This window comes from Massilia oculi, from assembly GCF_003143515.1.
Lineage (GTDB): Bacteria > Pseudomonadota > Gammaproteobacteria > Burkholderiales > Burkholderiaceae_D > Telluria > Telluria oculi.
Window position 1 is genome coordinate 2,645,086 of the sequence record NZ_CP029343.1, and the last position, 11,740, is coordinate 2,656,825.

At 72.2% G+C, this 11,740-nt stretch carries 4 protein-coding genes; 2 read left to right on the plus strand and 2 right to left on the minus strand.

Translation table 11 applies throughout. The features are described 5' to 3' along the window. Positions 1–7: 7 nt before the first annotated feature. Positions 8–8,134 carry a GH36-type glycosyl hydrolase domain-containing protein gene (locus DIR46_RS12235; protein ID WP_109345461.1) on the minus strand — a complete coding sequence of 2,709 codons (8,127 nt, stop codon included), beginning with the start codon at positions 8,132–8,134 and terminating at the stop codon, positions 8–10. Positions 8,135–8,325: 191 nt separating this feature from the next. Continuing rightward, positions 8,326–9,876, minus strand: coding sequence for an aminotransferase class V-fold PLP-dependent enzyme (locus DIR46_RS12240; RefSeq protein ID WP_109345462.1), 1,551 nt, complete (start codon positions 9,874–9,876; stop codon positions 8,326–8,328). Between the two features lie 152 nt (positions 9,877–10,028). Here DIR46_RS12240 and DIR46_RS12245 point away from each other — a divergent pair, with 152 nt between their 5' ends. Next, on the plus strand, positions 10,029–10,514 hold the full coding sequence (locus DIR46_RS12245) for an Lrp/AsnC family transcriptional regulator (protein WP_109345463.1): 486 nt from the start codon (positions 10,029–10,031) through the stop codon (positions 10,512–10,514). A gap of 85 nt (positions 10,515–10,599) precedes the next feature. Beyond that, positions 10,600–11,727: a branched-chain amino acid ABC transporter substrate-binding protein gene (locus DIR46_RS12250; RefSeq protein ID WP_109345464.1), complete on the plus strand. Its 1,128-nt coding sequence runs from the start codon at positions 10,600–10,602 to the stop codon at positions 11,725–11,727. Positions 11,728–11,740: the final 13 nt, after the last annotated feature.

The window sequence follows — 11,740 nt, forward strand, 5'->3', positions numbered from 1 at the left end:
CTTGATCCTATGGTTCCGGCGCGCCAGGCGCGCGCGCAACCCGCAATTCTACCTTGTGGTCACGCCGGTCGTCACGCAGCACGATGGTCCAGTCCGGGCAGGGTTGGCCGTCCAGCAGCATCTCTTCAAAGCCTTCCGTGGCGTGCACCGTGATCTCGTAGAACGCGCCGCGATGACGGTAGCGCAGGCTGAAACCATCCCAGCCCGGCGCCAGGCGCGGCCTCAAACGCAGCGCGTCGCCATGGCGTTCCAGGCCCAGCAGCGCTTCGACGAACAGCAACCAGGTCCACGCCGCCGCCGGCGTCGCGACGCCGCCGGTGGCGCGGCAGGCATGCGGCGCGATCGTGCGCAGGCCGCCGCTCATCAGGTAGGGCGGCCCGTCGCCATGCGCCATCGGGTCGAGCATGCGCGCCAGCTGCCATGCGCTGGCGGCGTCGCCCAGCCGTGCGAATCCGGCCGCGGCCCAGGCGGTGGCGCGATGGTCCTGGCCGGGACCCGACCTTACCCGCTCGCTCCATTCGCCGTCCACCGGCGGATCGCAGCGCGGCACGGCGCCATCGATGCGCAGGCGCTGCACCGCCGCGCGCAGCGCTTGCGGCCCTTGCGCCGCGCCGGCCTCCAACGCCCAGCACTGGGTCGACAGCTCGACGCGGCAGGCGGCATTGGCGATCGAGCCGAGGGCATTGCTGCTGTCCAGCCAGGTCCAGCGATACCAGTCGCCGTCCCAGCCGTGCTCCTCGCATTGCGCGCGCAGCGCCAGCGCCGCGCCGCGGCAGGTGGTGGCGAAGCCGAAGTCGCCGCGCCGGTCGGCCACCTCGGCGAAGCGCTGCAGCACGGCGGCCATGAAGAAGCCCAGGCGCACGCTTTCGACGCGCCCGGCCACGCCTTCCTCATGCAGGCGCCCCGCCGCCGGCGGCAGGCCGCGCGGCCCGAAGCGCAGGCAGCCGCGCAGGCCATGCACGCAGTGCTGGTACAGATCGTCGCGGTCCGACAGGCGCGCGGCCAGCAGCGCATGGTCTTCCGTGACCGCGAGATAGCGCGTCAGTGCGTACGGCAGCCACAGGAAGTCCTCGACGGCGCAACCCGTCGTGAACGCGGGCGCGGCGCGCACCAAGGCTTCGCGCAGCAGTTCGGGGCGGACATGGACGCAGGCCAGGGCCGACTGCAGGCGCAGCGCCGGGTCGCGCTCGCCCATCATGGCGTTGAGCGCCTGGTAGGGCAACCAGCGGTTGACGCGCAGGTCGAACCCGGCGTCGGGCGTGTGCACGGTGACGACGCCGAGCGTGTGCTCCCACCAGTCGCGCAGGCGCTGCCATGCGGCGGCGGCGGCTTGCGCCGTGCCATGGCGCTGCACGGCCGCGCTGGCGTCCAGGCTGCCGGGGCCGGCCACGCCCAGCACGAAGACCAGTTCGCACTCGGCGCCCGGCTCGAGGGTGACGCCGACCTGCAGCGCCGCGCACGGGTCGAAGCCCGCGCCGGCGACGTCCGACAGAGCGGCACGCCCCAGCGCCGCCGGCCGCGCGATCGAGCCCAGGCGGCCGATGAACTCCTGGCGGTCGCAGGTCACGGCAACCTGCTCGGCGTCGACGTGGAAGAACGCGACCTTGTCGTGGAAGCCCGCGCCGAAGGCATTGCGCGCAAACAGCGCGCCGCTGGCGAGATCGCGTCCGGTCACCACCTGCAGGCCGGGCGGCGCGTCGCGCTCGTCCAGCAGCCATTCCACATACCCCGTCGCGCTCAGACGGCGCGGCGCATCGCTGTCGTTGCGCAAGCGCAGCACGCTGTACTTGAGCGGCGCATCCTGGGCGACGAAGCAGCGCAACTCCGAATGAATGCCGTGGGCGCGATGTTCAAACACGCTGTAGCCGACGCCGTGGCGCGTCGTATACGCCTCTGGCGACGGCGCCGGCCACGGGGTCGGCGACCAGACGTCGCCGCCGTCCTCGTCGCGCAGGTAGAAGGCTTCGCCGCCCTGCGGCGCAATCTCCTTTTCGCTCCCCGCCGTCAGGCGCGTGGCGCGCTCGCCGCTCCAGCTGACGGCATGGCCGCGTTCCGAGACGCAGCTGCCGAAGGCATCGTTGGCCAGGAGGTTGATCCACGGCGTGACGGGCGCGGCGATGCCGACGCCGCTGCGCACCACGTACTCGCGGCCATCCGGCGTGAAGCCTTTGACGCCGTCGTCGAGCATCGCCGCCGGTGCGGCCTCGATCGAGGCCGGGGGCTGACTCGCAGCGGTCCATGCCTGCGCCGGCGTGGTGGCGACGAAGGGCGGCGCCTCGGCGTGGCCCGTGCGTCCGGCGCGGCGCAACTGGTCGGCCAGGTCGCCGCGCTCGCTGGACAGCAGCACGCTGGCGGCGGAGCGCAGCAGGATGCGGTCTTCTTGCGGCACGTCTTCCTTTAGGTGCAGGTGCAGTCCGCCGGGCTGGTCGAAGCTGGACGGATCGACCAGCGGCGCCGCCAGGTGCATCAGGGCTTCGCGCGCGGAGCGGCTGTCGCACAGGACCAGCAGGTCGACCGCCAGGCCGTGGTCGCGCCAGTAACCGTGGGCTTGCAGCAGCTGGCGCGCGAGGCCGGTGTCCGGTCCCTCGCCCAGCTGCAGCAACAGCAGCGGCAAGTCGCCCGTGACGCCATAGGCCGGCAAGTCGGCCCGCCCGCGCTGATTGCGCGCGATGACGGCGGGGTCGGCGCGCAGCGCCGGCGCGGGCTGCAGCAGGCAGCCGGCCAGGCGGTTGATCAGCTGGGCGTCGGCTTCGCCGATCTCGGCGCGGCGCAGCTCGGCCTGGGCCAGGGTCCAGGCGGCCTCGATCGCGTGGTCGACCTCGTGCGCGACGCCATAGCGCGCCGCCAGCTCGCGCGCCAGCGCACGGCTGGAGGCCGCGCCCAGCACCAGGTCGACCGTGATCTCCTGCTGCGGCGCCAGCGTCACGGCGCGCCGCAATGCCAGCAGCGCTTCGTCGGGCTCCGGGTCCAGGCCGGGCAGCGCGCCGCCGTTACTCACCGCCTGCGGCCGGCACAACTCATGACCGCGCCCGATGAAACGCGCGCGATTCGTTTCCACGCTCGGCTGCCCCGCCATCTCGCGCACCGTCATGCGCTGCACGAGCACGGGCGCGCTTGGCGTGGTCACGCACAGCAGGCTGTCGGCGGCGCCGTCGAATTCGATCCGGATGCCGCTCCGCCCACCCTCTTCCAGGGGCGGCCCGGCCAGCGCCACGCAGCCCGTCAGCTCCAGGGTGCGCGCCTCAGCCCCGCGATTGACGATGCGGATGCGGCGCAACTCGACGTCGTCGCCAGGGGCCACCACCGCATCGGTGCGCATTTCGATGCCGTGATCCACGCGGCGCAGGCTGGCCCGTCCTTCGGCCAGCACCGCCTCGACCTCGTCCGGCGCCGGCGCGCCGGGCAGCAGGACGTTGGCCCAGGCGGCGCCGGAAACCGTATCGCGCACGTGAAGGGCCAGGCCGGCCTCGCCGCCGCGCGTCAGCCCGGTACCCTCCCAGCGGCTGGCGCCGGCGCCCGCGCTGTCGACGACCAGGTGGTAGCGGCCATTCGACAGCAGCTGGACTTCCGGCAGCGGCGAAGCGTCCGGCTCGAGCACGCGCGCATATGGACGGGTCGCCGCCACGCCGTCAAGCGCCACGCCGGCATCGATGCGCAGGGGCGGCTCGGCGCCGGCTGCCGGCGCCGCCTCTTGCAGCAGGCCGAGCGCGGCGCGCAATTCTGGGTCGCGTGCGAAGCGGCGCTGCATCGGTTGGCCTTGCAGGTGACGCGCCAGCGCCAGCAGGGTCGTGGCCTGGTGGCGCGCGAGCTGGGCCCGCACCACCGCCTGGCGTTCGCCTTGCGGCAGGCGCGCCGGGGCATAATCGAGCGCCTCATGGAAGCCGGTCTCGCCCAGCAGGCCCTGCTCCGCCATGCGGCGCAGGTTGGCCGCCGCCAGCGCCGGCGCCACGCCAAGTGCCAGCGCGGCGCCATGGGGCGCGGCGACCAGGTCATCGCCCACGCGCCGCTGCAGGGCCGCGGCGTCCAGGCCGAAACGGTCGACGCGGTAGCGCGCCGCCGCGTCGACCGCGTTGCAGCCCGATTCGGTATAGCCCCACAGCAGTCCCCTGCCCCTGGCGTGGGCCGCCTGCAGGCGTACCACCGCCCGGCCGGCGTCGTCCAGCAGGGTGTCGCGGAACGAAGGCATCACGAGCTGCGGCGCCAGGTAGTCCGCCAGCGCGCCCGCACGCGACAGCAGCAGCGCGCCGCCCCCCGTCATGCGCAAGGAACGGCCGAGCGACCACCAGTGCCGCTGCGGCAGCTGGCCCTGGGCGACGGCGGCGAAGCTGGCCATGCGCGCCTCGGACGCCAGCAGGTCGCAGCTGTCGCCGTCCAGGCGTCCATCGCGCCCTTCGCGCACGTGACAGCCGGTGGCCAGCAGGCTGGTAGACGGGTCGACCAGCTTGCCGAAATCCATGCGCGCCGCTTCGCGCGCCTGCGCGGCCAGGCGCGCGATGTTCTCCATGCGCTCGCGCGCGCAGTCGCGCCCCTGTGCGACCAGCTGGGCCAGGCCCTCGTTGCCCCCTGGCGCATCGAACGCGGCCAGTTCGCGCAAGGTCGGGATGCGGGTCAGGCCGGCATCGAGCACGTATTCCTGCACCGCGCGGGTCCAGGGCGTGAGCGCATGCAGGTCGTCCAGCTGCGCCGCGCACTGCCGCGCCAGGCGCGCCGTCCAGGCGCGCAGCGCGGGCGTGACGTCGCCAGGCAGGTCCGCATCCAGCTCGGCCGCCCTGGCCGCGACCGCGCGCAGGCAGTCTGCCAGGCCCGGCAAGGTATCGGTGGCGCGGCAGCGGCCCGGCGCCAGCGATTCTTCCAGCGCGTCCAGCGCCGGCGCCACGCCGGGCGGCGCGTGCTCGCGCACCACGCACAGCGTGACGCGGATGCCGTCCAGCGCGGCGGCATCGAGGATCGGCCGGTCCGGCAATTCATCGAGGCCGGCGGCGAAGGTGCGCAACGCCAGCGCCAGGCCGCCGCTCGCCGCGGTGTCGACATGGGCCGGTTCGAGGGGAGCGAGCGTGACGCCGTCATACCATTCGAAGGGGTGGCCGTGCCAGCGTTCCAGCAAGGCCATCGACGCCAGCGCCTGCTCGCTGCGCGCGAGCAGGCCGCCCAGCGGCAGATAACCGAAGTCGCGCGCGCTCAGGGTCGCCAGCAGGGTCAAGCCCATGCTGGCGGGCGACACCCGCTCGTCGACGGTGGGTTCGGAATGGTCGAACACGGCTTCCGGCGCCAGGCCGTTCCGGCCCGCGCCGTGCTGTTCGAAGAAGGCCCAGCTGCGGCGCGCCAGCGTGCGCAGGAACAGGGTCTGCCCCTTCGCCAGGCGCATGCCGCGCCGCGACGGCTGGCTGACCCACCAGGCCAGCACCGGCGACAGGAACCATACCAGCAGCAGCGGCGCGGTCGCGAACAGGGCGTAGGGATTGGCGAAGGTCAGCAGCACCGCGACGCCGACCGCCAGCAACGGAGGAAACCACATCGTACGCGAGTTGTTCTCCATCGCGCTGCTGGGACGAGCCAGCGCCGGGGTACGCAGCTCGAGCAGCTTGCGGCGGCTCACATCGCGCCGCCACAGCCCGCGCACGACCGCGTCGGCGTCGAGCCAGGCCCGGTGCGGCAGGAAGGCCAGCGCCAGCTCGGCGCGCACCAGCGTCGTGCGCGCGCCGCGCACCCAGGCGTCCAGGTGCTGGCGCAGCGGCGCATCCGGCGCGCGGCCGGCCAGCGTGGCCAGCATGTCGAGCAGCGCCGGCAACCAGGCCGGCGCCAGGATGGCCACGGTCCAGAACACGGGCGCGGCCAGCAAGCTCCAGCACAACACGAGCAGCGCGATCGACGCCGGTGCGGCCAGGCTCCCGGAGAGCAGGTCGAACAGGCGCCGGCGCACCCGCGCGGCGCGCAGGCGCTCGGCGCCGCGCCCGAGGCGGCGCGCTTCCTGCCAGGCGGCGCGCAAGGCGCCATGACGGCGCAGCACGTGTTCGCCGTAACTGCCCGGATGCGCGGCGTCCAGCCGCACGTCGCTTACGCGCGCGGCGCGCAGGCGGTCTTCCTCGACCGCGCCGGGTTGCGCCCGGCCCTCGTCGCGCAGCTCGAGACCCATCGCGCGGCGCCAGGCATCGACGTCGTAGATCGCGGCCCAACCACCGCCACCGTCGGGCCACAGCCGCTGGTAGCGCATCGCGCCCTGGTGCGGCAAGGCGGTCCCGAGCCGTGGCAGCAGCATGGCATGGCCTTCCAGCACCCGGCCCGCTTCGTCCTGCAGCGGCCGGTGCAGCGGGTGCGCCATCGCCGCCACCAGGCTGCGCGCGGCGTCGCGCGGCAGGCCGGTATCGGCATCGAGCGCGATCACGTAGCGCATCCCGGCCGCGCCGCTGGTATTGCCGGCCGCGAGCGCGAAGCGGTCGCGCACGCCGCACAGCCAGGCATTCAGGTCGGCCAGCTGGCCACGCCGCCGTTCGCGGCCAATCCAGGCTTGTTGATCGTCGCTCCAGGCGCGCGGGCGCACCAGCAGCGTGAAGGGGCCGTCCTGTTCAATACCGTACTTGCGGTTGAGCGCCTCGATCGCGCCACCCGCCCGGGCCAGCAAGTCGGCATCGAGGGGCAGCGTCGCTTCAGGTGCGTCGGGCAGGTCGAGCAACAGGCAGAAACGCAGGCGCGGATCGCGGTTTCCCAGGTAGCGCACTTCGAGGTCGTCGCACAGCGCCGCGAGCTGGGCGGCGTCGGCCGGTTGCGCCGACACCGCCACCAGCGTGCGCGCCTCAATGGGGATGCCGGTCGCCACGTCGATGCGCGGCGTGGCCTGGGGCCGGGCCAGCCAGCTCCCGGCCATCCCCACCAGGGCGCGCGCCAGGGCGCCGGCCACCGGCAGCGCCAGGATGCCCATCAGGACCAGCAGCAGCGGACCGGCCCCGCCCTGCCAGGCGTGGACCAGGCCAGCGCCCGTGAACAGCAGGGCCAGCGCCGCCGTGGCGCCCGTATGCATGCCGGAGGAAGCGCCCGGCAACGCGGCGCGAACGCGCGACGCCCATCCACGCCGTCCGCGCAGCCGGGCCTCGAGCATCGCCAGGCCGGGGCCGGCCAGGTAGTGGCCCACGTGGCGGATGCGCGTATCGAGCCCGCCCTCGCCCGGCGCGCGATGCACGCCGGCCAGCGCGATCGCCTCTTGCGCCACCGCGGCCTCGCTCACGCCGAGGGAATCCGCCAGGCGCGCGACCGTGTGGCGGTAGCGGTCGCGCGTGGCGCCGTCCATGCGCGCATAACTGCCGTCCGGGTCGTCCCGCAGCAGCGCATCGACCACGCCCAGTTGTTCGGCAAAGGCGCGCCAGTCGACGCCGCCCAGCGCGCGCAGGCTGGCCAGGGCATTGCCGGCAGAGATGGCGTCCTGCGCCTGGCTGCTCCTTTCGTCCTGCGCCAGGCAGGCGATGCTGCCCTGCCCATCCGCCAGGCGCGCGTCGATCCAGTCCAGTACCTGGGCCAGCGGCGCGCCGCGGCCCTGCAGGCGGCGCGCCAGTTCGGCGACGAAGGCGCTGTTGTCGGCGTCTTCGCTGCGCGCCATGTCGGCGAACAGCAGCACCAGGTCGCCCGGGCGGGCCTCGGCGGTGTCGAGGAAGCGTGCGGCCCAGGCGGCGGCGCGTTCGCGGCCGGTGCAGGCATGCGCGGCGTGCGCCGCCAGGGCGGCCAGCCGGTCGATCAGCGCAAGACGCAACAGCGCGGGCAGCGCATCGAGTTCGGCGACGCGCAGGGGCGCGCCTTGCTGGCTGGCGGCGAGGACGCGCGCCAGTTCTTCGGTGTCGATGACGCCGTCGGCGCGCGCGACCGCGTCGGCCGCCAGACGCCACACGCGCGCGGCGCCATCCTGGGCGGCGACCTGCCGCGCCTGCGCGCGCGCCAGCCGCAGCTGGGTGTCGAGCAGGTGGTAGCCATCGAGCAGGCGTGCGCCCGCGGGAGGCAGTTCGATCCCGGCGCGCACGGCGCGGTCGAGCGTATCGCAGGAACGAACGATGGCCTCCGCATTCGCGGCCAGCAGCGCCACGGGGGCGGTGGCGCCGGCGCCATGTGGCGCATGCTGCCCGGAGGGCATCTTGTCGTTCTCAACTTTCAACGGGGACCTCGGGACGGAGGCGTGCGCGGCGGACCGCCGGAGGACGGGACACCCCGGGACAATCAGGGCAAAGGACCAGACAAACAATGCTGGGCGCGCACGGCTGACTCCATGCTAGGGAAAGGAACGAAAGGCTACCGTGCGCTGGCGTACACACACCGCCTGCCCGGCCTGGCAGGCGTGCGGGATAGTCAGATGGCGAGCGCGAAACCGCCGGCCAGCGAGCAGGCTCGCGGGTGGCCCAGGGCGCGCAGGGTGCGCGCTGCGCGGGCGCTGCGTGCGCCGCTGCGGCACACGAACAGCAAGGGCCGGGCATCGGCGCCCAGCCAGGCGGGGGCGTGTTCGGCCACGCTCGCCAGCGGCACGTTGAGCGCCATGCGGCCGTGCAGTTCCACCTGGCCGGCGACGCTGTGCTCGCGCGCATCGCGCACGTCGACCACGATGGCGTCGGGATGGGCCGCCAGCCAGCCGCGCGCCGCGATGGCGTCGAGTTCCATGCAGGCGTCCAGCGCGGCATCCGGCGGCGCTGCCTCGGGCGCCGCCGCCGGCGCCGGCATGGCCAGCGCCGCCCCGCAGCGCGCGATGCGTTCGCACGCCTGCTCCAGCGCGGCGGCGTCCAGCAGCGGCCCGATCGACAGGCGCACCGCCGACGCGCTGCGCCAGGCCGGCAAGCCCATCGCGTCGAGCACATGACTCGGCGCGGCCTTCGACGCGGCGCAGGCCGAACCGGCGCTGACGCGCATGCCGGCGGCGTCGAACAGGTCGAGCAGCTCGGCGCTGGCGACGCCGGGAATGGAGAAGTTGAGCGTCGTCGGCAGCGTATGCGCCAGCGGCGCATTGAACACGATGCCGGGGAAGGCGCGGGTCAGGGCGTCCACCAGGCGCGCGCGGTGGGCCTGCAGCGCTTCATGGCCAACAAAGGTGTCGCCGCGCTCCAGTGCTTCCAGCACCGCGCCCAGCGCCGCGATGCCGGCCATGTTCTCGGTGCCCGAGCGGTCGTTGTCTTCCTGGCCGCCGCCGCAGATCAGCGGCGTGAACGGCGCGCCCTCGCGCACGTACAGCATGCCGATGCCTTTCGGCGCATGCAGCTTGTGGCCCGAGAACGGCGCGTAGTCGATGCGGCTTGCGCCCAGCGCCAACGGCAGCTTGCCAAGCGCCTGCACGCAGTCGACCATCCACAGCGCCGGACTGCCCGTCTCGCTCAGCACCGCCGCGATGCCGTCCAGGTCGGACACCACGCCGGTCTCGTTGTTGGCGGCCATGGTGCAGACGAAGGCGAGGCGCGGCGCCAGCTCGCGCAACACGTCCAGGCGGTGGCGGCCGTCGCCGTCGACCGGCAGCACGCGCAGTTCGATTCCAAGGCCCAGCAGCCGGTTCCAGTGCGCCAGGCTTTCGGACACCGCCTTGTGCTCGGTGGCGCCGACCAGGACGATGTTTGCCGCCCCCTCGCCGCAGGCTTCGCCGCGCGCGCGCCGTTCGCGCACCGCGCACAGCGCCGACAGCACCGCGGTCTGGATGCCCTCGGTGGCGCCGCTGTTGAACATCAGCCGCCCACTCGGGGCGCCCAGCACCCGCCGTGCGCAGGCGCGCGCGCCCTCGCGCAGCGCGCGGGCGCGCAGGCCGCTCGCGTGGCTGCTGCTCGGATTACCGAAGCACTCCTGCAGCGTGGCCATGGCTGCGGCGGCGGCGGCAGGCAGTACCGGCGAAGTCGCGTTGGCGTCGAGGTAGATTTCGGTGATCATGGATTAGCTGCCAAAAACATAAAAAAAGGTGTCGCACAACACGTTATAGTCCAGTAATATGGTACGGAAACACGCCAATCGAAACGTCCCAAATTTCTCGATTTGTGGGCTGTTAATAGAATAATTATTCTTATAAACAAGCTTTGCGGAATATGAACTCACTCGACAAGTTTGATTGTGCGATTCTCGCCGCCTTGCAGGCGGATGCCACCCTCTCCATCTCGGGCCTGAGCGAAAAGGTCGGCCTTTCCAGCACGCCGTGCTGGAAACGCGTCAAGCGCCTCGAGGAAGACGGCTATATCGAAAGCCGCGTCAGCATCGTCAACCGCGAAAAGGTCGGCCTGCCGGTCACCGTCTTCGTCAGCATCAAGACCACCGAGCACGACGAAAAATGGCTGTCGCGCTTCGCCGCCGCCGTGATCGCCCTGCCCGAAGTGCTGGAGTTCCATCGCATGAGCGGCGACGTCGACTACCTGCTCAAGGTCGTCACCACCGACATCGCCGGCTACGACCGCTTCTACAAAAAGCTGATCAAGACCGCGCGCCTGAACGGCGTGTCATCCGCCTTCTCGATGGAACAGATCAAGTCGACCACCGCCCTGCCGCTCGAACTGATCTCGCACGGCGTGCCTGCCTGAGCGTGTTTACGCCGAGCGCCGTGCTTTCGCGCGGCGTGCGATCGTGCGATGATGGCGGCCGTTGACATCAACGGAGACCAAGGGAATGCGATCGAAAATAAAGATGGCGCCGCTGGCGCTGGCGGCGTTGTTCGCCGCTCAGGCAACCGCCGCGGAACAAGTCGTGAAGATCGGCGTGAGCGGCCCGCTGTCGGGTTCCAACGCCTTCGCCGGCAAGGACAATGAGAACGGCGTGCGCCTCGCCATCGAAGAACTCAACGCACAGAAGATCCAGGTGGGCGGCAACGTGCTGCGCTTCGTGCTGCAGTCCGAGGACGATGCGGGCGACCCGAAACAGGGCGTGACCGTGGCCCAGAAGTTCGCCGACGCCGGCGTCAAGTACGTGCTCGGCCCGTACAACTCGGGCGTGGCGATTCCGGCCTCGCGCGTCTACAACGACAACGGCATCCTGATGTCGACCGTCGGCACCAACCCCAAGATCACGAGCGCCGGCTACCCGACGGTGTTCCGCATCGTGGCCAGCGACACGCAGGTAGGCGCGTCGGTCGCCGGCTATGCGGCCAAGGAGCTCAAGGTCAGGAACGTCGGCGTGATCGACGATCGCACCGCCTTCGGCCAGGGCATCGCGATGGAATTCAAGCGCCAGGCGCAGAAAGCCGGCATCAAGGTCGCGGGCCACGAATTCACCAACGACAAGGCGAGCGACTTCGCCGCGATCCTGACCTCGCTGCGCGCCAAGAAGGTGGACGCGATCTTCTTCGGCGGCTACGCCCCGCAAGGCGCCCCGATGGCGCGCCAGATGAAGCAGCTGGGCCTGAACGTGCCGCTGCTGGGCGGCGACACCCTGTGCAGCCCCGAGATGGCCAGGCTGGGCGGCGCCGCGGTCGGCGAAAACGTGCGCTGCGCGCAGGCCGGCGCCATCGTCGCCCGGCAGCCGGGCGGCCCTGCCTTCCTGGCCAGCTACAAGAAGCGCTTCGGCCGCGATCCGGACGTCTACGCGCCGTCGTTCTACGACCAGACCAAGTTCATCGCCCAGGCGATCCAGCAGGCGAAGTCGGTCGACGCCAAGCAGGTCGGCGCCGCGATGCACGCGATCAGCTACCAGGGCGTGGTCGGCGCCTACGGCTACGACGCCAAGGGCAATCTCAAGAAGACGGCGGTGACGGTGTACACCTTCAAGAACGGCGCGTTGACGCCGCTGGCCAGCTACTGACTCGACAAGGAAA

Coding starts and splice junctions, on each gene's coding strand:
- DIR46_RS12240 (WP_109345462.1), bottom strand. CDS start 9,876: ATGATCACCGAAATCTACCTCGACGCCAACGCGACTTCGCCGGTACTG.
- DIR46_RS12245 (WP_109345463.1), top strand. CDS start 10,029: ATGAACTCACTCGACAAGTTTGATTGTGCGATTCTCGCCGCCTTGCAG.
- DIR46_RS12250 (WP_109345464.1), top strand. CDS start 10,600: ATGCGATCGAAAATAAAGATGGCGCCGCTGGCGCTGGCGGCGTTGTTC.